We start from the raw sequence: 21,188 nt of genomic DNA on the forward strand, positions 1-21,188 counted from the left end.
CACCGGCGACGATGCCGGCCGACCCTGGGACCGCTCGATGACCGCGCATGTCATAGTGACCGACGAAGCCGCCACGCGCGTGATCCGGCTGCGCAGGCCCGAGAAGAAGAACGCGATCACCCAGGAGATGTTTCGCGCGATCAGCGACGCGATCGACAAGGCGCAGAACAATCCGAAGATCCGCTGCCTGATCATCACCGGCGGCTCCGGCGTGTTCACCGCGGGCAACGACATCGAGGACCTGCTCGCGCAGGGCACCTCGACCGGTGAGACGCCGCCGGCCTCTGACCTCGTCAAATTCCTGTATTCGCTGGCCCACAATGTGAAGCCGATCATCGCCGCCGTCGACGGCGTCGCGATGGGCATCGGCACCACCATGCTGTTTCACTGCGACTATGTGCTCGCCAGCAAGACCGCGCTGTTCTCGACGCCGTTCTCGAATTTCGGCCTGGTGCCGGAAGGCGCCTCGAGCCTGTTGATGCCGCGCATGATGGGCCACCAGCGTGCCTTCGCGATGCTGGTGATGGGCCGCACCATGTCGGCCGACGACGCCCGCGTCGCCGGCTTCGTCAATACCGTGGTGGCGCCGGGACATGCCGAGGTGGAGGCGCACAAGGTGGCGCGCGAGATCTGCGCGCTGCCGGCCGAGGCGGTGGCGATCTCGCGGCGCCTGATCCGGCTGCCGCCGGAGGACGTCACCCGCCGCATCGAGCAGGAGAACCATCTGTTCAGCGAACGGATGCGCTCCGAGGAAGCAGTCGAGGCGTTCAAGGCATTCATGGCTCGCCCGAAGGATTGAAACGAAGCGTCGCAAAATTGTAGTGGCGCGGCGCCATGATCCCGTGCTCCATGGACAGGTCATGAGACAGTCCCGCCTTTCCCCTCTCGCCGCGCTTTGCGCGTTCGGACTGGCCGCAGCAAGCCCCTGTCCGGCGCAGGCCGCGGAGCCGGTGGGCCTGCGCATTCTCGCGATCAACGATTTCCACGGCTATCTGCGGCCGCCGCCGGGCGGCATCCGCATCACCGACGCCGCTGACGCGACCAAAAAGATCATGGAGCCCGCCGGCGGCGCCGAGCGGATGGCCACCGTCGTCAAGCAGCTGCGCGAGGGCCACAAGAACAACATCTTCGTCGCGGCCGGCGACCTGATCGGCGCGAGCCCGTTCCTGTCGGCGATGTTTCATGACGAGCCGACCATCGAGTCGCTCTCGCTGATGGGGCTTGCGATCTCCTCGGTCGGCAATCACGAATTCGACGAGGGCAAGGACGAGCTGCTGCGGATGCAGAATGGCGGTTGCCATCCGATCGACAAATGCCAGGGGCCGCACCCGTTCACAGGAGCCAAATTCCGCTATCTCGCCGCCTCTACGATCGAGAAGGCGACCGGCAAGCCGGTGTTTCCGCCCTACGAGATCAAGCAATTCGACGGCATTGCAGTGGCCTTCATCGGGCTGACGCTGAAGAACACCCCGAACCTGGTGTCGCCGGCCGGCGTCGCGAGCCTCGACTTTCGCGACGAGGCCGAGACCGTCAATGCGCTGGTCCCCGAGCTGAAGGCAAAGGGCGTCGAGGCGATCGTGGTGCTGATCCACGAAGGCGGCTTTCCGACCGGCGACTATAATGAATGTCCAGGGATCTCCGGGCCGATCGTCGACATCGTCAAGAAGTTCGATCGCGCGGTCGACGTCGTGGTCTCCGGCCACACCCACCAGGCCTATGTCTGCGAGATCGACGGACGGCTCGTCACCTCCGGCGACAAATACGGCACCCTGGTCACCGCGATCGACCTTCAGCTTGATCCGAACAGCCATGACGTGATCAGCGCCAGGGCCGCCAACACCATCGTGCGGATCGCCGGCACGGCCAAGGATCCCGAGCAGAGCGCGCTGCTGGAATCCTACGACCGGCTGGCCGCGCCGATCGCGAGCCGCGCGGCAGGCTCGGTCACCGAAACGCTGTCGCGTACACCTGCCGAAACTGGCGAGAGCCCGCTCGGCGACATCGTCGCCGATGCACAGCTGCTTGCAACCAGCGCCGAGCCGAATGGCGGCGCGGTAATCGCCTTCACCAATCCCGGCGGCGTGCGCACCGACATCGTCAAGCGCGAGGACGGCGCGGTGACCTATGCCGATATCTTTGCAAGCCAGCCGTTCCGCAACCAGCTGGTGACGATGACGCTGACCGGCAAGCAGCTCAAGGACGCGCTGGAGCAGCAATGGGCCGATCCGAAGCGGCCGCGCGCCCTCCAGGTCTCGAAGGGGTTCTCCTATGCGTGGGATGCGAGCAAGCCCGATGGCGCGCGCATCATTGCCGCACGGATGTCGCTGGACGGCAAGCCGATCGACCCGGCCGCGAGCTACCGCGTCACCGTGAACAATTATCTCGCCGAGGGCGGCGACGGCTTCACGGTGTTCAAGCAAGGAACCGCGCAGCAGTTCGGCATCTACGACGTCGATGCGCTCTATGCCTACTTCAAGGCCAACAGCCCGGTGGGCCCGACGGCAGACAAGCGGATCGAGCGGATCAATTGAGCGAGGTCTAGGGGTGGCGTACGCAGCTCCTCACGTCATTACGAACGGAGCGAACCAATCCATTGTCTCCGAGCATGCGGCGGCATGGATTGCTTCGCTCCGCTGGCAATGACGCGGAAAACACCCCGGCTTTGGAAGGACGGGAACAGGGATGATGTCGGCCCTTTCCGGAACGCCGCTAACGGCCTAGATTAGGGCCTGCTCTTGCATGATCTTGGTCGGAAAACCGCTGCGCACTTTTCCGGATCATGCGTCCTCGCACGCGCATCGATTGCGCCGGGAATCTGCATGACACTGCTTCTGACGCATTCCGCCTGTCTCGACCACCTGACCCCTCCCGGACATCCCGAACGCCCCGACCGGCTGCGGGCGGTCGCCGAGGTGCTCGGCGAGGATCGCTTCAAGGCGCTGGTGCGCGATTCCGCGCCGGAAGGCGACCTCGACACCGTGCTGCTCTGTCACGGTGAGCACTATGTCGGCGAACTCCGCCACATCGCGCCGACCTCCGGCATGATCTATATCGACGGCGACACCTCGATGTCGCCGGGCACCTGGGAAGCGGTGATGCGCGGCGTCGGCGGCGCGGTGGCCGCCGCCGATGCGGTGATGGAGGGCAAGCATCAAAACGCGTTCGTCGCGGTGCGCCCGCCCGGGCACCACGCCGAGAAATCGACGCCGATGGGCTTCTGCTTCTTCGACAATGCCGCGATCGCTGCCCGCCACGCGCAGCGCAAATACGGCATCAAGCGCGCCGCAATCATCGATTTCGACGTCCATCACGGCAACGGCACGCAGGATATCTTCTGGGCCGACCCGACCGTGATGTATTGCTCGACGCACCAGATGCCGCTGTTCCCCGGCACTGGGGCCGCCGGCGAGCGTGGCGAGCACGACACTGTCGTCAACGCGCCGCTGGCGCCCGGCGACGGCGGCGCCAAGTTCCGCTCCGCTTTCGAGAACCTGATCCTGCCGCAGCTGGAGAAGTTCTCCCCCGAACTTATCGTCATTTCGGCGGGCTTCGACGCGCATCACCGCGATCCCTTGGCCTCGATCAACCTGACGGGCGAGGATTTCGGCTGGGTCACGCGCAAGCTGATGGATCTCGCCGACAAAAGCGCCGGCGGCCGCGTCGTCTCCGTCCTGGAAGGCGGCTACGACCTGCAGGGCCTGAAAGAGTCGGTGGCATCTCACGTCACCGCATTGATGGACGGGTAAATCCCCGCCACAATACGCCCGCAAAAATTCGATTGATTCTGCGCCGGGGCGAGCATGGCCTGCGACAGGTCATGTTTGGACGACAAGATCAGGTTGCGATCTGATCCACGCAATCGGGAACGCAAGAATGGCCGAGAATACCCAAGCCGACGTGAAGAAGCTCTCCTTTGAACGCGCGATCGAGGAACTCGAATCGATCGTCAAGCGGCTCGAGGACGGCAAGGTCCCGCTTGAGGAATCGGTCGCGATCTACGAGCGCGGCGAGGCGCTGAAGCGGCGCTGCGAGGAATTGCTGCGTCAGGCCGAAGCCCGCGTCGACAAGATCACCACCGACGCCTCGGGCCAGCCGACCGGCACCGAGCCGCTCGACGTGCAGTAGCGCTACCGACCACGTCGATCGTGCGGCGCGATGTCCGCCACGGCGGGCAATTGTTGCTGTGCATTTCCAGCCACCCGCAAACCTCCGGGGCTACCCGCGGGGTCGGGTACGGCTGCGAATCAGGCCGAGCCGGCCCGGCCGGCTGCCGCCAAATTAGGCAAATTGGAACCCAGCTCCCACCCGACTATTGAAAAGACTAGGTTTTTCGGCGCGCCGCATAGGAACCTTGCGGCCCCTATCGGGTTGGCTTTGGCGGCGGCTTTGGTGTAATGCTTCCAGTTCTATGGGCATTTGAGAGTGGCGGGCAGCCCGACTTTTCGGGCGGCATGCATCTCAAATGGTTCGACAAAACTGAACCGGGACGGGTGAAGAGCGACCAAGGTGATGCATATCACGTGGTCCAATCCGGAGTGAATCTAGGCTTACAACCAGGCACCGGCCTGCCGGGGCGGCACCCAGTGTCTGGCATTCGCTGCGCGGTGTGCGCGCCATCCCATCTCGCGTCGGGCGGTTCGTTCCGACAGGCAAAAATTGGAAATTCGCTGTGACCACATTTAGTAAGACGCCGCTTCTTGACACTATTCACACGCCGGATGACCTGCGCAAGCTGAAGGTCGAGCAGGTGCAGCAGGTTGCCGACGAGCTGCGCCAGGAAACCATCGACGCGGTGTCGGTGACCGGCGGCCATTTCGGCGCCGGCCTCGGCGTGGTCGAACTGACCACCGCCATCCACTACATCTTCGACACCCCGCGCGACCGCCTGATCTGGGACGTCGGCCACCAGGCCTACCCGCACAAGATCCTGACCGGACGCCGCGACCGCATCCGCACGCTACGCACCGGCGGCGGTCTCTCCGGCTTCACCAAGCGCACCGAAAGCGACTACGATCCGTTCGGCGCCGCGCACTCCTCGACCTCGATCTCGGCCGGCCTCGGCATGGCCGTGGCGCGCGATCTCTCCGGCGGCAAGAACAACGTTATCGCCGTGATCGGTGACGGCGCGATGTCGGCGGGCATGGCCTATGAGGCGATGAACAACGCCGGCGCGATGAACTCGCGCCTGATCGTGATCCTCAACGACAACGACATGTCGATCGCGCCGCCCGTCGGCGCGATGAGCGCCTATCTGTCGCGCCTCTACTCCGGCAAGACCTACCGCTCGCTGCGCGAGGCCGCCAAGCAGATCAACAAGCGCCTGCCGAAGATCCTCGCCAACCGCGCCAACCGCGTCGAGGAATATTCCCGCGGCTTCATGATGGACGGCGGCACGCTGTTCGAGGAACTCGGCTTCTACTATGTCGGCCCGATCGACGGTCACAATCTCGACCATCTGCTGCCGGTGCTGAAGAACGTCCGCGACATGGAGACCGGCCCGATCCTGGTTCACGTCGTGACCCAGAAGGGCAAGGGCTACGGCCCGGCCGAAGCCTCCGCCGACAAGTACCACGCCGTGGTCAAGTTCGACGTCGCGACCGGCACCCAGGCCAAGGCCAAGCCGAATGCGCCGGCCTACCAGAACGTGTTCGGCCAGAGCCTCGTCAAGGAAGCCGAGAAGGACGACAAGATCGTCGCCATCACCGCGGCGATGCCGTCAGGCACCGGCGTCGATATTTTCAACAAGGCGTTCCCGGACCGCACCTTCGACGTCGGCATTGCCGAACAGCACGCGGTGACCTTCGCCGCCGGCCTCGCCACCGAAGGCTACAAGCCGTTCTGCGCGATCTATTCGACCTTCCTGCAGCGCGGCTATGACCAAGTGGTCCATGACGTCGCGATCCAGAGCCTTCCGGTCCGCTTCGCGATCGACCGCGCCGGCCTGGTCGGCGCCGACGGCGCGACGCACGCGGGTTCGTTCGACAATGCGTATCTCGGCTGTCTGCCGAACATGGTGATCATGGCCGCCGCCGACGAGGCGGAACTGGTCCACATGGTGGCGACGCAGGTTGCGATCAACGATCGTCCGAGCGCGCTGCGCTATCCGCGCGGCGAAGGCCGCGGCATCGAGATGCCGGAAGTCGGCGTTGCCCTCGAGGTCGGCAAGGGCCGCATCATCCGTGAGGGCAAGAAGGTCGCGCTGCTGTCGTTCGGCACCCGTCTCGCCGAGTGCGAGAAGGCGGCCGACGAGCTCGCCGCGCACGGCCTTTCCGCCACGATCGCCGACGCGCGCTTCATGAAGCCGCTCGACGAAGAGATGATCATGAAGCTCGCCCGCGACCATGAGATCCTGATCACGATCGAGGAAGGCTCGATCGGCGGCTTTGGCTCGCATGTCATGCAGTTCCTGTCGGACAACGCCATGCTCGACAGCGGCATGCTCAAGTTCCGCTCGATGATCCTGCCCGACGTGTTCCTCGACCACGACACGCCGGCGGCGATGTATGCCCGCGCCGGTCTCGACGCCAAGAGCATCGTTGCCAAGGTGTTCGAAACCCTCGGCAAGGACTACAAGGCCGAGACCGTCAAGCTCGCCTGATCGCGACGGGCGGCGCTCACTGGAGCATTTTCGGTTCTGATTGAATCAGAACCGAAGCTCCAGGTTGTCGCTCGAAAACGCACCAGCCCCGGCAAGTCCATGAAGATCTATCTGGCAGGTCCTGACGTGTTCCTGCCGGATGCCGTGGAGATCGGCCGCCGCAAGGCGGAGGTTTGCGCCTATCACGGGCTGACCGGGCTGTATCCGCTCGACAACAGCATCGATCCCACCGCCGCCGGCGTCTCGCTCACCATCTTCAAGAGCAACGAGGCGATGATGGAGTCTGCCGACGCCATCATCGCCAACTTGACGCCGTTTCGCGGCCCCAGTGCCGACGCAGGCACGGTTTACGAACTCGGCTACATGGCGGGACGCGGCAAACTGTGCCTCGCCTATTCCAACGATCCCACGTCCTACGCCAATCGCGTGGCGCGGCTCAGCCAGGTCGTGCCGGCATCCGACGGACGCCTGATCGATGCGGAGGGGCTGACGGTGGAAGAGTTTGGATTGCCGGACAATCTGATGATGATGCACGCGCTCGACCTGCACGGCAGCCCGCTGGTGACCCCGCGCGAGCCGTCGGCCGACCTATGGCACGACCTCACCTCCTTCGAGGCCTGCGTGCGGCTCGCTGCCGCGCAGCGCCGGCAGGCGGCGAAGTGACCAGAGCGGGCGACAACGACAACGACGCATCCGCCGGCAAACGCATCGACGTGCTGCTGGTGGAACGCGGCCTGTTCGAAAGCCGGGCGCGAGCGCGCGCCGCCATCGACGCCGGCCTCGTCACCGCCGACGGCAGGCAGATCGCGAAGGCGTCCGAGATCGTCGCACCGGGCGCGGCACTCTCGGCCGAGCCGGCGCATCCCTATGTCTCGCGCGGCGGCGTCAAGCTCGCCGGCGCGCTCGAGCACTATCCGATTGACGTCGAGGGCCATGTCTGCCTCGATGTCGGCGCCTCGACCGGCGGCTTCACCGAAGTGCTGCTCGCCAACGGCGCAAGCCTCGTGTTCGCCATCGATGTCGGCCATGGCCAGCTGCACCCCTCGCTGCGGGGGCATCCGAAGATCGTCTCCATGGAGGCGACCGACATCAGGAGTTTCGAGGGCAAGCGCCTGCCGGCGCGGCCCGACATCGTGGTGATCGACGTCAGCTTCATTTCGCTGAAGCTGGTGCTGCCGGTGGCGCTGTCGCTGGCGGCAGCTCCGATGCATCTTTTGGCGCTGATCAAGCCGCAGTTCGAGGCGGCGCGCAAGCACTCCAAGCGCGGCGTGATCCGCAACGCGATGGTGCACCAGGAGATCTGCGACGACATCGCAGCCTTTGCCGCCTCGCAGGGCTGCACCGACATTCAGGTGTTCCCGTCATCGATCTCGGGCGGCGACGGCAATATCGAATTCTTCCTCGGCGCGCGCCGTGGCTGAGCTTCTTACCATCGACCATGTCGGCCACCGCGGCGACGGCGTCGCGATCGAGGGATCGCAATCGATCTTTGTACCTTATGCGCTGGCCGGCGAAACGGTCGAGGTCGACGACGTCCCGGGCAACCATCCCGACCGGCGGCGGTTGCTGTGGGTCGCGCAGGAAAGCCCCGAGCGCATCGCGCCGTTCTGTCCGCATTTCGGCGTGTGCGGCGGCTGCGCGATCCAGCACTGGAACGATGTGCCCTACCACGCCTGGAAGCGCAACATCGTGGTCGAGACGCTGGCGCAGGCGAAGATTGCGGCGGAAGTCGCAGCGCTGATCGATGCCCATGGCGCGGGCCGTCGCCGCATCACGCTGCACGGGCGCATTGGCAGCCACGAGGTCCTCAAGGTCGGCTACGCCGCGGCAGGTTCACACGATATCGTCCCGGTCGATCGCTGCCCGATCCTCGATCCTGCGCTCGACGGCGCGATCGAGGCGGCCTGGGCCACCGCCGAGCCGCTGATCGCGATCGGCAAGCCGCTCGACATCCAGGTCACCGCAACCGTCAACGGACTCGACATCGACGTGCGCGGTTCCGGCGCGCTGCCGACCAGCCTGATCACCAGTTTGTCGCGCGTTGCGGAGAAGCACCGGCTGGCGCGGCTGACACGCCACGGCGAGCTGGTGCTGCAGCGTGCCTCTCCCGAGATTGCGATCGGAAAGGCGAAGGTCGTGCTGCCGCCCGGCTCGTTCCTGCAGGCGACCGTCAAGGGCGAGGAGACGCTGGCCGCGCTGGTTCGCGAGCATTGCGGACGCGCCAAGCATATCGCCGACCTGTTTTGCGGCGTCGGTCCGTTTGCGCTGCGCCTCGCGGAGAAGGCGCGGATCGCCGCCTTCGACAGCGACACGGGTGCGATCACCGCGCTGCAGAAGGCCGCGCAATCGACGCCGGGGCTGAAGCCACTCAAGGCCGAGGCGCGCGACCTGTTCCGCCGTCCCCTGATGCCGCAGGAGTTGCGCGACTATGACGCCGTCGTGTTCGACCCGCCCCGCCAGGGCGCGCAGGCGCAGGTCACCCAGCTGGCGGCGAGCAAGGTGCCGGTGATCGTCGCGGTGTCCTGCAACGCCGCGACGTTTGCGCGCGACGCGAAAATCCTGATCGACGGCGGCTACAAGATCGCAGCCGTCACACCGGTCGATCAGTTCCGCCACACGGCGCATGTCGAGCTGGTGGCGCGGTTCGCGCGCTGACAGGACGGAGCGGCTATCGCTGAGCGCGGGCAGTCTCGCTATAGTCTGCGCTCCATGTCCGACGATCCGCTGCTCGCACGCATCATCCCCGTTATCGCCGCCGTATCGGGCGTCGCCGCCATCGTACTCGGCGGCTCGCGGGCGCGCGGCACGGCGCATGACACCTCCGACACCGATATCGGCCTCTACTATCGGGATGGCGCCGCGCCGGATATCGATCGGCTGCGCGAAGCTGTAACGGGTCTGGTCGACGACCCCGCCGCTGCGCATGTCACGCCGGTCGGCGAATGGGGACCGTGGATCGTCGGCGGTGCCTGGCTCACGATCGGCGGCCGCAAGGTCGACCTGCTCTACCGCAGCACCGATCAGGTCTCTGCTGTCATCGATGCTTGCCGGAACGGCGAGATCAGCATGCACTACCAGCCGGGCCATCCGCACGGCTTCTGCTCGGCGATCTGGATGGGCGAGGTCGCGCTGTGCCATCAGCTGCACGATCCCGACGGCCTCGTCGCGGCGCTGAAGGCGAGGACTGTGCCCTACCCGCCGGCCCTGCGCGATGCGCTGATCCGGCGCTTTCAATGGGAAGTCCTGTTCAGCATCGAGAATGCAGAGCTTGCTCTGCCGCGCGGCGACGGCACGCATGTCGCCGGCTGCGCCTATCGCGCGCTGGCCTGCCTCGCACAGGTGCTGTTTGCGCTGAACGGGCAATATCTGATCAACGAAAAGAGCGCACTGGCGCAGGCCGCGAATTTTCCGGTGACGGTTCGCGGCCTTGCTGGCCGCGCCGCAGAGGTCTGGCGGCAGATCGGTGCGACCGAGCATGCCGCCGCGTTGCAGATGCTGCGCGCGATAGAGAGTGAGCTCCAGAAGATCTGTAGGGCGAGTTAGAACCGTAGGATGGGTAGAGCGCAGCGAAACCCATCATTCGCGCCATAGACATGAATTGATGGGTTTCGCTGCGCTCTACCCATCCTACGAGGTCCACATGATCGCTACCGCCCCCAGCGGTCCTGCCAGATCTTCTCGCCGATCAGGCAATTGACCCGCGGCTCCTTCTCGGCGGTCCGCATGATGGGGCGCTCGGGGGTGCGGCCGGCAACTTCGAGCAGCAGCTTGGTGCGGATCGCCTCCTTGAACTTCTCACGATCCTTGATCGTCACCACGAAGGAGCCCGGTCCGCCGATCACGCAGTCCTCGTAGTAATAGTCGAGATTCTCGATATCCATCGTCGAGTAGGACGGTTCCTTCACCATGATCGGCAGACCGTTGATGACGATGCCCTTGTCGAGCGCCGCATCGCGCGCGGGCGTGATCGGCGTGCCGTTGTTGTTGGGCCCGTCGCCGGAAATATCGATCACGCGGCGCAGCCCGCGATGCGGATTCTCGTCGAACATCGGGATCGCGAAATAGATCGCGCCGGAGATCGAGGTGCGCGAGGCGCGGCGCACCGGCGTCTTCATGATCTCGGCGGCGACCGCATCGGCGGATTCAGGGCCGTCGATCACCCGCCAGGGGATGATGATCTTCTGATCGTTGGAGGCGGCCCATTCGAAATAGGTGATCGAGATCTTGCCGTTCGGACCGGCCTTCAGCGCCTGCAGGAAATCCTTGGAGACGATCGCCTGCGCATAGCCCTCGCGCTGGATCGCGAGCTCGTCCATGTCCATCGAATAGGAAACGTCGACCGCGATGATCAACTCGATGTCGACGCTCGGTGTGGATTCCTTTTCAGCCAGGCGATGGCCGGGTTGGGTTCCCGGGCCGGGCGCGGCAACACCGGCCACATCGCCGCAGGCCAACATGCCCGCGACAAGCACCGCTCCGATCGAGACATACCAGCGCATTGCGGCCCTCCCGTCGTATGAGTGTCATGGTGACACGCAATTCAGGCGGCGAAAAGCGCAGATATCAGCTGTCCTTCACATTCAGGTTAGACGTCCACACTCAAGTCAAACTTCGTTTGTCTCGAATGCGGCAACGCGCGCCGTGCCGTTGCCGCAATGACGCCGTGCAAATCGAACGGTTCCAAGGCGCGCCTGAAGACGGTATTCTTACGGGGCAATCGCGAGGGAGTGCGATGCCAGATACCGTCGTCAAGCCGAAAACCAGGACGAAGACCAAGGTCGAGCGGCCGCGCCTGCACAAGGTGATCCTGGTCAACGACGACTACACGCCGCGCGAATTCGTCGTCACCGTGCTGAAGGGTGAATTCCGCATGACCGACGACCAAGCATACAAGGTGATGCTGACGGCGCACCAGCGCGGCGTCTGCGTCGTCGCTGTCTTCACCAGGGACGTCGCCGAGACCAAGGCGACGCGCGCCACCGACGCCGGCCGCGCCAAGGGCTATCCGCTGCTGTTCACCACCGAGCCCGAGGAATAGCGCGCCAGCGCCAGATTGCCACAGGCCTTGCCGCGAATTTTAGCGATCGCGGCGACCGGTGCTTTAGGGATCGCATGGCATGAACGCGGCATGTCCGTCGCACTGCGCCAACAGCTTTCACTGCGGAAGACCCGCCCAGAAACCTCGTTCGGGCCGTTTCGCCCCCTGCCCGCTCTGCCCTGGCTCGTCATGGCGGCGGCGCTGCGGATCGTCGGTTTCGGCAGGCCCGGCCTGACGCTGCCCGCGCTGGTGCTGGCCGACATCTGCGTGCTGCTCGCCTTCTTCGCGACAGCGCGGGACTCGATCCAGGCTGCCGGAGGCCAATCGTCGCTCGGCGAATGGACCCTGGCCGAGCAGACCAGACTGTCGGCGTCGATCCTGTGGCGGATCATGCTCGTGATGATCGTGGCATCAGTCGGCACCGCCGCGGTCGGCTTCACGTCGTTTGCTCCGCATTTGATGTGGGGCCTCGACGGCATGGCCTTCGATCAGGACTCCGATCTCGGCCGGTTCTGGAGTGCGGCGATCGCAGCGCTGGTGTTGCTGATGATCGTCAATGCGGAAAGTAATGGCGGTCGCGTCGCGCTGTTTGCCGTCGTCAAGGACCTTGGCCGGCACGCGCTGTGGCTTGGCGCGGCGGTGCTCGTGCTGGGCACGATCAACGTTGCGCTGGGCTACGGGCAGGCGATTGTGCGCACCGCGATCTGGCACTTCTGGCAAATCTCGATGGTGGACCAGCCGCTCAAGAACCTTATCTACGTCGTCTTCATCTTCGGCTTCGCCATGCTGCGGCTGTGGATCACGCTGTCGATCCTGACCTTCGGCCTGAAGCAGTCTTACGCCCGCGGCGGCTAAGGCGCGATGAGATTAGGTTGAATCGTCATCGCGCCTTGGCTCTTTGTTTGAGCATGATCTTTTCGGAAAACCGCTTCGCACTTTTCCGGATCATGCTTTAGCTCGCAGCAGCGACCGGCGCCTCGTCGTACAGGCCGTAGACCCGTTCGGCCTTGGCAAATCCAGCGATCGGAAACTCGCCGAGATCGCTCCAGCCGCCGTCGCTGATGCCGGCGAAGCGCTCCGAGGCCACCACGGTGCGGCCAAGACGGCCGGCGATCTTCTCCAGCCGCGCGGCGAGATTGACCGCCGGACCGATGCAGGTGAAGTCGAGCCGGTTGCCGCCGCCAATATTGCCGTAGAGCACGCGCCCGAGATGCAACGCGAGGCCGAAGCGGAAGCGTTCGACGGCATCGCCATTGGCGAATTGCAGCGCCTCGACGCCGGCGCGGGACGCGCGCGCGGCCTCCAGCACGCGTGAGCAGACCTGCACCTCGTCGCCGAGATATTCGTCGACCGGGAACACCGCGAGCAGGCCGTCGCCCATGAATTTGAGCACCTCGCCGCCATGGTCGCGGATCGCGGTGACCTGGCAATCGAAGTAGAGGTTGAGGATTTCCACCACCGTCTCGGCCGGCAAGCGGTCCGACAGCGCGGTGAAGCCGCGCAGGTCCGACAGCCAGATCGCGGCATCCATCGTATCGGCATGGCCGCGCCGGATCTGGCCGCCCATGATGCGCTCGCCGGCACGGTTGCCGACATAGGTGTCGAGCAAGAGCGAGGCGGTGCGGCGCAGGGTGATGATCTCGATATAGCGCGCCAATGGCACGGTGATCGACCGGATCGCATCGAGCTGCTCCTCGGTGAAGCCACCCGGCTGCCTGGTGGTCCAGCTCGAGGCATTGACGAAGCCGTCGGTATAGACCAGCGGCACGGCGATGTAGTCGGTGACGCCTTCGGCCTGCAGGTCCACGACGATCGGAAACCGGGCGCTTGCGGGATCGTCGAGCCGCGCGCGTACTTCAACACCCTGCCTGAACACGGTCGACAGCGGGCTGACGGCAAATTCCGGGGAGTCCAGGATGTTGTGATCGACGGTGCCGGTTTCGACCTCGGCGCCGGGCTTCCAGAAGAAATGGCGGCCATAGATCTCCGGATGCAGCGTGCGCACGAAGACGCCGATGCGCCACAGCGGCAGGCCGGCCCGCACCAGGCGCTCGCAGCATTCCGCCATCATCTGCGGCGGGGTCGGCGCCGACCGCGCGCCGCCGATCATCCATTCGATGATGTCCCGAAGCTCCGACGCGTTCATGGCATTCCCCCAGGGCGGTCTGGCGACCGCCACTATATAAGGGATCAGCGCCCGGTCTGCCCGCGGTCGCGCAGAAAATGATCGGCCAGCACGCAGGCCATCATGGCCTCGCCGACCGGTACCGCCCGGATGCCGACGCAGGGGTCGTGGCGGCCCTTGGTCAGGATGTCGGTATCCGCGCCCTTGCGGTCCACGGTCCGGCGCGTGGTCAGGATCGAGGACGTCGGCTTGACCGCAAAGCGCACCACCACCGGCTGCCCGGTCGAGATGCCGCCGAGGACGCCGCCGGCATGGTTGGATAGGAAACGCGTTCCGTTGTTGCCGGTCCGCATCTCGTCGGCGTTCTCCTCGCCCGACAATTCGGCGGCGCCGAAGCCGGCGCCGATCTCGACGCCCTTGACCGCGTTGATGCTCATCATCGCCGCCGCCAGGTCGCTGTCGAGTTTGGCGTAGATCGGCGCGCCGAGGCCGGCTGGCACGCCCTCGGCGACGACCTCGATGACGGCGCCGATCGAGGAGCCGCTCTTCCTGATGCCGTCGAGATAGCTTTCGAAGAACGCCGCCTTGTCCTTGTCGGGACAGAAGAACGGGTTGTTCGCAATCTCGTCCCAGTCCCACTTCTCGCGGTCGATCTTGTGAGGCCCCATCTGCACCAGCGCGCCGCGCACCTTCACCTCGGGCAGCACCTTGCGCGCGATCGCACCGGCCGCGACGCGGGTCGCGGTCTCGCGCGCGGAGGAGCGTCCGCCGCCGCGATAGTCGCGCAGGCCGTATTTCGCTTCATAGGTGAAGTCGGCATGGCCGGGCCGGAACTTGTCCTTGATCTCGGAATAATCCTTCGAGCGCTGGTCGGTGTTCTCGATCAGCAGCGCGATCGGCGTGCCGGTCGTCACCTGCGCGCCGGTTACCGGATGCGCCATCACGCCGGACAGGATCTTGACCGCATCCGGCTCCTGGCGCTGGGTGGTGAAGCGCGACTGGCCGGGGCGGCGGCGGTCGAGGTCGTGCTGGATCTCCTCCGCGGTCAGGGGGATCAGCGGCGGGCAGCCGTCCACGACGCAGCCGATCGCGACTCCATGGCTCTCGCCGAAGGTCGTGACGCGGAACATATGACCGAAAGTATTGAAGGACATGGCGTGTCGTAACGCGCAGAGGCAGCGGGGTCAAACAGCCAAGCTGTCATTCCGGGGCGATGCGGAGCATCGAACCCGGAATCTCGAGATTCCCCGGGGCGCAATTGCGCCTCTGAGGTTCGCTTCGTGCCCCGGAATGACAGTGCGAGTTAACTATGCTTCCGCAGCCCCTGCTCACCGAATACGTAGACCGCCCCCTGCTCGATATAGAGTTCGGCGGCCGAGGCCGGCGTCTCGAAGCCGAGCGCCACCATCAGCGCCCGCGCCGTACCGCCATGGGCGACCGCGACCGTGTCCGACGTCACCGAGCGGTACCAGTCGGTCATCCGCACCTGCACGTCGACATAGCTCTCGCCGCCGGACGGCGACACCGTCCACTTCTCGGCCAGGCGGCGGGCATACAGCGCGGGGTCCGCAGCCTGCGCCTGCGCCAAGGTCGAGCCCTCCCACGTCCCGTAGCCGATCTCGCGCAGCCGCGCGTCGAGCGCGTAGTCGCCCGGCGGCAGGCCGAGCTCGGCGCGCACCAGCTCCATGGTGGCACGCGCCCGGATCAGCGGGCTTGCGACGAACGGCAGCGTCGCCTTGTCACGGCGGTCGCGCGCGAGGAGATCGCCGAGGATGCGCCCGGCATGCGCGGCCTGGGCGCGACCGCGCTCATTGAGGGCGATGTCCTGCACGCCCTGGAGCCGCCCTTCGGCGTTCCACGCGGTCTCGCCGTGGCGGATGTAATAGATCGTCGGTACCGGCATTCCCGTAACGGCTGGTCCCTGCTGCGCGAGAGGTCGGCCGCCTCAAGGCTTCCACGCTTCGAATTTTTTCGGCTCGGAGGTACACCAGCACTTCGGCTGGCGACAAGCCCAAATCGGCCGCAGCTTGGGCGGTATGCGCGCAGATCGGCGCAGACGGAATAGCCACGCCGCCAGGGTGTTATGTTGGACAAGGCGGCTATCGCCGAGACCATCGAAGACTGGGATGCATGACCGCGTTTCGTCAAAGTGTCGAAGCCATGATACCGGCGCTGCGTCGCTATGCGCGCGCGCTGGCGCGTGACACGGATATCGCCGACGATCTGGTGCAGGACACGCTGGTGCGGGCGCTGCGCTCGGAGCGGCTGTTTCTCGGCGGCGACGTCAGGAGCTGGCTCTACACGATCCTGACCAATCTGAACAAGAACCGCCGGCGCTCGCTGGCGCGGCGGCCGGCGTTCGTGCCGCTGCTCGATAACAATGCCGACGCCAGCGGCACCGAGGCCGAGGGACGCGACATCGAACGCGCGCTGTCGACGCTGGTCGAGGAACAACGCTCGGTGCTGCTGCTCGTCATGCTGGAGGGCATGAGCTACCGCGAGGTCGCCGATATCCAGGGCGTGCCGATCGGCACGGTGATGTCCCGCCTCGCCCGCGCACGCGCCCATGTCCGGGCCTCGATCGAGGGCCAGCGCCCGGCGCTCCGGCGGGTGAAATGATAATGTGCGCGATGGCCGGCGTTATGCATGAACGATTTTCGAACAAGATTTGGCAGAGACGACTGATATGACCGACTCGAACATTCCCGTCACCGAAGACGAGTTGCACGCTTACGTCGACAACGAGCTGCCAGCCGAACGCCGCGGCGATGTCGAGGCGTGGCTTGCCGCGCATCCCGACGACGCGGCGCGGGTGCAGTCATGGCGTGCGATGGCCGAGACACTGCATGCACGCTACGACACCGTGCTGGACGAGGCGGTGCCGAAACGGCTCGAGCTCGAGCGGCTGGTGCGCCAGCCGCGCCGCTGGGTCTATGGCGCGGTGGCGGCGACGGTCATGGCCTTCGTCGCCGGTGGCGGCGCCGGCTGGATCGCGCGCGGAGCGGCGGCGACGCCGTCGGCATTCCAGAGCTTCACGGTCGATGCACTCGATGCGCATCGGCTCTACGTGGTCGAGGTCCGGCATCCCGTCGAGGTGCCCGGCAGCGAGCGCGACCACCTGCAGCAATGGCTGACCAAGCGCTGCGGCTGGGACGTCCGCGCGCCGGAGCTGACCGGGCTGAAGCTGGTCGGCGGCCGCCTGCTGCCCGGACCGAGCGGCCCGGCGTCGTTCCTGATGTATGAGAGCACGTCGGGTGAGCGGTTCACGGTCTATACCGCCAAGGTGAAGACCGAGGCGACCCAGATGCGCTATGCCGTGCAGGGCAGCGACGGCGCGCTGTTCTGGGCCGATCGAGGCGTCGCCTATGTCGTCAGCGGCGGCACCGATCGCACGCGCCTGACCCAGGTCGCGCAGGCCGTCTACGATCAGATGGAGAAGAGCGGCGGGTGATCTTCCGTAATTTTACGGAAGATCAGGTCGTCGAAATTGCGTCATTTCGAGCAAGTGAATCCAGCCTCACTCAGCGTCCCAATTCCGACATCGAAAACTTCGATTCGCGTCATCGACGCGTCTCATTATCGCACCGGATGCTCACGCGAAGATGATCCGCGCCCGATCCGCCGATCGGCGCACGCGGCCTCGATTGGGGTTTTGTGTACCGCGCTGGTCCCCCTCTCGAGGCCGCACTCCTTTTCCGTCATCCGGTCTGCACGCCGCAGACCTCGGACGGCCCGTCATCCTTTGTGACGCGCTCACGATGCCCGCGTCTACCCCGATAGAGTCCGGGGTAGTGCAGTTTCGCGTCTTCGCGTCTTTTGGGGCGCGTTATCGGCAGTCAGCCGAGATCGCTACGCGGATTGTAGGGTTTTTGATCCCGCCATGTCTGCATCAATGCCTCAAGCTCGGCATCGTTCCCGTCGGGAAGGATGATGCGGGTCGTGACATAGAGGTCGCCGGTCGCGCCCGCCTTCGACAGCCCCTTGGCCTTGAGGCGGAAGGTACGACCGCTCGAGGTGTTCTTCGGGATCGACAGTTCGACCGCGCTGCCGAGCGTCGGCACGCGGACCTTGCCGCCCAGCACCGCCTCGTAGAGGGTGATGGGCAGGTCGATCCTGAGGTCGTTGCCGTCGACCTTGAAGAACGGGTGCGGTGCGATCGAGATCGTGATCAGGAGATCGCCGGGCGGATGGCCTTGCGCGGTCTCGCCCTGCCCCTTCAGCCGGATCTGCTGACCCGCAGCGACCCCGGGCGGAATCTTGACGTTGAGCTCGCGGCCGGTCGGCAGGCGGACGCGCTTGTCGCCGCCCCTGACCGATTCCTCCAGCGACACCGTCATAGCGACCGAAAGATCGAGGTCGACGCCGACCCCGCCGCCGTCAAACTCGAACGGACTGGCCCGGCCCGCGCGACTGCCGCCTCCGCGAGCCGCATTGCCAAACATGCTGTTGAGGATGTCCTCGAAGCTGCCGCCGCCCATGCCGCCGCCGGGCCCGGAGCGGAAACTATACTCGAAGCCGCCCGGACCGGCACGGCCGCCGGCACCGCTGCCGCCAGGGAAACCCTGGAAGCGCGGCTTGCCTTCGGCATCGATCTCGCCGCGGTCGAACTGCTTGCGCTTGTCCTCGTCGCCGACGATCTCGTTGGCCGTGTTGATCTCCGCAAAGCGGGCCGCCGCCTTCGGGTCGTTCTTGTTGTTATCAGGGTGATGCTTCTTGGCGAGCTTGCGATAGGCGCTCTTGATCGTCGCAGCGCTGGCGCTCCGCTGCACCCCCAAGACCTCATAGGGGTCGCGCATCCGTCACGTCTCCTTCACGGGAAAAATCAGTCCTGGCCGGGAACCCGTCCGGGCCCACTTTACCTTGATGTGGGGGCTCAGTGGCATTTTTGCAACTAGTCCGGCTTCGCCGGAATTCTCAGGATTTTCTCCAGGGCTTCAGGCTATGGATTTCCCACCGCCCTTGTCCAGCCTTGCATGCGGCGCCCTGCAGCCAGCTCTCGGTGGCTCCGTTGACGTAGCTGGCAAGGAAATCCCGGCACGTCTTGCCGTCCTCGCCCGAATAGGCCTGGGCCAGCGGCGTCACCGAGCCGCGCGCGCCGGTTTCAGGATTTTCCCAGGGCTGGCTGGAATCCTTGTCGCCCTTGGTCAGCACGTCGGAGGCGGCATTGCGGGCGAAGGCGAGATCGCTGTCGGTCGGCATCACCGCATTGATCTGGGTCGGCCTGATCGAGCCCGTCACATCCTTGTCGTCCAGCTTGGCGAAGGCGTCGCTGCGCGACAGGCTGCAGCCGCTTGCGCCGACGCCGATCAGGATCAATGTCACCACCGCGCCTGCGGGGTGGATCGCCGATAGGCCAACGCGCCCCCATGCCCTATATAGGGCTAGTAACGCGCTTTCAGACGCGGGCGGATGCAAATCGGGACTCCTGACATGACCGACACGACCTCCATCAAACACCCGACACCGTTAACATCGGGTGATTTCACCGCGGCGGAGGAGCCGTTCGCCCTGTTCGCCGAATGGTTTGCGGAGGCGATCAAGTCCGAGCCGAACGATCCGAACGCGATGGCGCTTGCGACCGTCGATCCCGACGGCCTGCCCGACGTGCGGATGGTGCTGATGAAGGGCTTCGATGCCGACGGCTTCGTGTTCTACAGCCACATTGCGAGCGCCAAGGGCCGCGAATTGGCCGCAAATCCCAAGGCTGCTTTACTCTTCCACTGGAAATCGCTGCGCCGCCAGGTGCGCATCCGCGGGCCGGTCACGCCGGTGACCGATGCCGAGGCCGACGCCTATTTCGCCACCAGGCCGAAGCAGGCGCAGATCGGCGCCTGGGCCAGCAAGCAGTCGCAGCCGCTGGAGAGCCGCTTCGCATTCGAGCAGGCGATCGCCAAGACCGGTGCGAAATACGTCATCGGCGAGGTGCCGCGGCCGCCGGGCTGGAGCGGCTGGCGGATCACGCCGCAGCGCTTCGAGTTCTGGCACGACCGCCCGTACCGCCTGCACGATCGCATCGAATTCCGCCGCGACGGCGCCGGCAGCGCCTGGTCGAAGGTGCGGCTCTATCCCTGAAAGCTGCGACCGTCATGGCCGGGCGAAAGCGCGAAGCGCATCTTCGTGTAAGATGACCCGGCCAGCGACGTCTTGATCCCAAGTCATCCCAAGTCGTTCGAAGGCGTGGATGCCCGGCACGCCGCCGCGCATGACGAAAACGAAAGAAACCGTCGATGCCCCACCCATCCAATGCGCCGCGGCGCACGCTGCTTCTGACCGGCGCAAGCCGCGGCATCGGCCATGCCACCGCGATCCGGTTCTCGTCCGCCGGCTGGCGCGTCATCACCCTGTCGCGGCATGCGTTTCCCGAGGTCTGCCCCTGGGGCGCCGGGCCGGAAGACCACATCGAGGTCGACCTCGGCAGCCATGACGACACCGTTCGCGCGATCTCTGAGATCCGCAGGCGGCTCGAGAACGATGAACTGCACGCGCTGGTCAACAACGCCGCGATCTCGCCGAAGGCTGCGGGCGGCGGCCGGCTCGGCACCATGGACACCGACATCGAGACTTGGACCCACGTTTTCCACGTCAACTTCTTCGCACCGATCATGATCGCGCGCGGGCTGATCGAGGAGTTGAAACACGCCAAGGGCGCGGTGGTGAACGTCACCTCGATCGCCGGCTCGCGCGTGCATCCGTTTGCCGGCGCGGCCTATGCGACGTCGAAGGCCGCGCTCGCGGCGCTGACGCGCGAGATGGCATCGGACTTCGGCCGCGTCGGCGTCCGCGTCAACGCGATTGCGCCGGGCGAGATCGATACCTCGATCCTATCGCCCGGCACCGAGAAGATCGTCGACCAGCAGATCCCGATGCATCGCCTCGGCACGCCGGACGAGGTCGCCAAGATCATCTACGTTCTCTGCACGGAGACCAGCTCTTACGTGAACGGTGCGGAGATCCACATCAACGGTGGTCAGCACGTCTGAGCTTGGGAAGAGCCGTATTTCGGGGAAGGAAGTTTTGAGGCGATCCCGGCCGCCGCCGCGGCCGTCATTGGGATTGCTTCACTTGCAGGCGTAACAACGCAAACGAGGCTTCTGCCTCCGAGGCTTCGGCCTCTAGTCTGCGTAGAACCGACGCGACTTCTTCTCGGGCTGCCGCAGCGCGACGTCGTTCAGCGCGCTGGAGCATTCGTCTTCGTCCTCGCCATCCAGCAACGCAGCGCCACAGTAACGGCAAAGTCTCGGCGAGATCGCCTGCACCTTGCCTGCTGCGCGGTCCTGTTGATAGCGCGCAAAGTCGATGACGTTACGCCGTGGCGTTATGATCTTCTCAACCATTGCTGTCCTCCGGCTTCGAGGCGGGCGTTATCGCAGACAAGTTTCGCCCAAACGTTCAGCGCAACGCTCAAATTTTAGCAGAGGAAATAAGGC

General features: G+C 65.4%; 22 protein-coding genes. 15 read left to right on the top strand and 7 right to left on the bottom strand.

Annotated elements, in window-relative coordinates:
- Positions 1-37: 37 nt before the first annotated feature.
- The 9 genes from J2R80_RS38760 to J2R80_RS38800 all read left to right on the top strand — a co-directional run bounded on the left by J2R80_RS38760 (position 38) and on the right by J2R80_RS38800 (position 10,141).
- Entirely contained in the window at positions 38-799 is a 762-nt protein-coding gene (locus J2R80_RS38760) for a crotonase/enoyl-CoA hydratase family protein (RefSeq protein WP_050387826.1), read from the top strand.
- A 61-nt stretch (positions 800-860) separates the two neighbouring features.
- Complete coding sequence (locus J2R80_RS38765; RefSeq protein WP_253640448.1) at positions 861-2,531, top strand: bifunctional UDP-sugar hydrolase/5'-nucleotidase; 1,671 nt, start codon at positions 861-863, stop codon at positions 2,529-2,531.
- Between the two features lie 288 nt (positions 2,532-2,819).
- Positions 2,820-3,746 (top strand): histone deacetylase family protein, encoded by a 927-nt coding sequence (locus J2R80_RS38770; protein ID WP_057015218.1) that lies wholly within the window; start codon positions 2,820-2,822, stop codon positions 3,744-3,746.
- Positions 3,747-3,873: 127 nt separating this feature from the next.
- Positions 3,874-4,125, top strand: a complete 252-nt coding sequence (locus tag J2R80_RS38775; RefSeq protein WP_028334494.1) for an exodeoxyribonuclease VII small subunit — start codon at positions 3,874-3,876, stop codon at positions 4,123-4,125.
- Positions 4,126-4,669: 544 nt separating this feature from the next.
- Positions 4,670-6,598 (top strand): 1-deoxy-D-xylulose-5-phosphate synthase, encoded by a 1,929-nt coding sequence (dxs, locus tag J2R80_RS38780; RefSeq protein ID WP_050387827.1) that lies wholly within the window; start codon positions 4,670-4,672, stop codon positions 6,596-6,598.
- A 99-nt stretch (positions 6,599-6,697) separates the two neighbouring features.
- Entirely contained in the window at positions 6,698-7,261 is a 564-nt protein-coding gene (locus tag J2R80_RS38785) for a nucleoside 2-deoxyribosyltransferase (protein WP_057015217.1), read from the top strand.
- Positions 7,258-8,019 (top strand): TlyA family RNA methyltransferase, encoded by a 762-nt coding sequence (locus J2R80_RS38790; RefSeq protein WP_168857193.1) that lies wholly within the window; start codon positions 7,258-7,260, stop codon positions 8,017-8,019. Before J2R80_RS38785 ends, J2R80_RS38790 begins: the two co-directional genes overlap by 4 nt.
- On the top strand, positions 8,012-9,253 hold the full coding sequence (locus tag J2R80_RS38795; protein WP_253640449.1) for a methyltransferase: 1,242 nt from the start codon (positions 8,012-8,014) through the stop codon (positions 9,251-9,253). Before J2R80_RS38790 ends, J2R80_RS38795 begins: the two co-directional genes overlap by 8 nt.
- A 54-nt stretch (positions 9,254-9,307) precedes the next feature.
- Positions 9,308-10,141 carry a nucleotidyltransferase domain-containing protein gene (locus J2R80_RS38800; protein ID WP_253640450.1) on the top strand — a complete coding sequence of 278 codons (834 nt, stop codon included), beginning with the start codon at positions 9,308-9,310 and terminating at the stop codon, positions 10,139-10,141.
- A 104-nt stretch (positions 10,142-10,245) separates the two neighbouring features.
- Here the strand turns inward: J2R80_RS38800 and J2R80_RS38805 are convergent, their stop codons facing one another.
- Positions 10,246-11,097, bottom strand: a complete 852-nt coding sequence (locus J2R80_RS38805; RefSeq protein WP_057015213.1) for a DUF1194 domain-containing protein — start codon at positions 11,095-11,097, stop codon at positions 10,246-10,248.
- Between the two features lie 233 nt (positions 11,098-11,330).
- On the opposite strand from J2R80_RS38805, the gene clpS reads away from it, so the two are divergent.
- Positions 11,331-11,636 (top strand): ATP-dependent Clp protease adapter ClpS, encoded by a 306-nt coding sequence (clpS, locus tag J2R80_RS38810; RefSeq protein WP_021076758.1) that lies wholly within the window; start codon positions 11,331-11,333, stop codon positions 11,634-11,636.
- Between the two features lie 15 nt (positions 11,637-11,651).
- The gene (locus tag J2R80_RS38815) at positions 11,652-12,491 is read left to right on the top strand and encodes a hypothetical protein (protein WP_253640451.1); all 840 of its coding nucleotides are present in this window, start codon (positions 11,652-11,654) and stop codon (positions 12,489-12,491) included.
- 97 nt (positions 12,492-12,588) lie between these two features.
- On the opposite strand, the gene J2R80_RS38820 is transcribed toward J2R80_RS38815, so the two are convergent.
- The 3 genes from J2R80_RS38820 to J2R80_RS38830 all read right to left on the bottom strand — a co-directional run bounded on the left by J2R80_RS38820 (position 12,589) and on the right by J2R80_RS38830 (position 15,664).
- Positions 12,589-13,782 carry an adenylate/guanylate cyclase domain-containing protein gene (locus J2R80_RS38820; RefSeq protein WP_057015212.1) on the bottom strand — a complete coding sequence of 398 codons (1,194 nt, stop codon included), beginning with the start codon at positions 13,780-13,782 and terminating at the stop codon, positions 12,589-12,591.
- 44 nt (positions 13,783-13,826) lie between these two features.
- A complete protein-coding gene (gene aroC, locus J2R80_RS38825) occupies positions 13,827-14,915 on the bottom strand; it encodes a chorismate synthase (RefSeq protein WP_168857196.1) in 1,089 nt (362 codons plus the stop codon).
- A 149-nt stretch (positions 14,916-15,064) separates the two neighbouring features.
- Positions 15,065-15,664 carry a histidine phosphatase family protein gene (locus tag J2R80_RS38830; protein WP_168857197.1) on the bottom strand — a complete coding sequence of 200 codons (600 nt, stop codon included), beginning with the start codon at positions 15,662-15,664 and terminating at the stop codon, positions 15,065-15,067.
- 227 nt (positions 15,665-15,891) lie between these two features.
- Between J2R80_RS38830 and J2R80_RS38835 the strand changes: the two genes are divergently transcribed.
- Positions 15,892-16,380, top strand: coding sequence for a sigma-70 family RNA polymerase sigma factor (locus J2R80_RS38835; protein ID WP_016844579.1), 489 nt, complete (start codon positions 15,892-15,894; stop codon positions 16,378-16,380).
- A gap of 67 nt (positions 16,381-16,447) precedes the next feature.
- Positions 16,448-17,212 (top strand): anti-sigma factor, encoded by a 765-nt coding sequence (locus J2R80_RS38840; RefSeq protein WP_076828982.1) that lies wholly within the window; start codon positions 16,448-16,450, stop codon positions 17,210-17,212.
- Positions 17,213-17,597: 385 nt separating this feature from the next.
- Here J2R80_RS38840 and J2R80_RS38845 read toward each other — a convergent pair whose 3' ends face one another.
- Complete coding sequence (locus J2R80_RS38845) at positions 17,598-18,557, bottom strand: DnaJ C-terminal domain-containing protein (protein ID WP_168857198.1); 960 nt, start codon at positions 18,555-18,557, stop codon at positions 17,598-17,600.
- Between the two features lie 118 nt (positions 18,558-18,675).
- Complete coding sequence (locus J2R80_RS38850; RefSeq protein ID WP_249796067.1) at positions 18,676-19,086, bottom strand: RT0821/Lpp0805 family surface protein; 411 nt, start codon at positions 19,084-19,086, stop codon at positions 18,676-18,678.
- Between the two features lie 105 nt (positions 19,087-19,191).
- Here J2R80_RS38850 and pdxH point away from each other — a divergent pair, with 105 nt between their 5' ends.
- Positions 19,192-19,833 (top strand): pyridoxamine 5'-phosphate oxidase, encoded by a 642-nt coding sequence (gene pdxH, locus J2R80_RS38855; protein ID WP_057015208.1) that lies wholly within the window; start codon positions 19,192-19,194, stop codon positions 19,831-19,833.
- Positions 19,834-19,988: 155 nt separating this feature from the next.
- Complete coding sequence (locus J2R80_RS38860) at positions 19,989-20,741, top strand: SDR family NAD(P)-dependent oxidoreductase (RefSeq protein WP_018270354.1); 753 nt, start codon at positions 19,989-19,991, stop codon at positions 20,739-20,741.
- A gap of 132 nt (positions 20,742-20,873) precedes the next feature.
- Here J2R80_RS38860 and J2R80_RS38865 read toward each other — a convergent pair whose 3' ends face one another.
- The gene (locus tag J2R80_RS38865; RefSeq protein WP_063709281.1) at positions 20,874-21,095 is read right to left on the bottom strand and encodes a hypothetical protein; all 222 of its coding nucleotides are present in this window, start codon (positions 21,093-21,095) and stop codon (positions 20,874-20,876) included.
- Positions 21,096-21,188: the final 93 nt, after the last annotated feature.

The organism is Bradyrhizobium sp. USDA 4541 (genome assembly GCF_024171085.1).
Classification (GTDB): domain Bacteria; phylum Pseudomonadota; class Alphaproteobacteria; order Rhizobiales; family Xanthobacteraceae; genus Bradyrhizobium; species Bradyrhizobium australafricanum.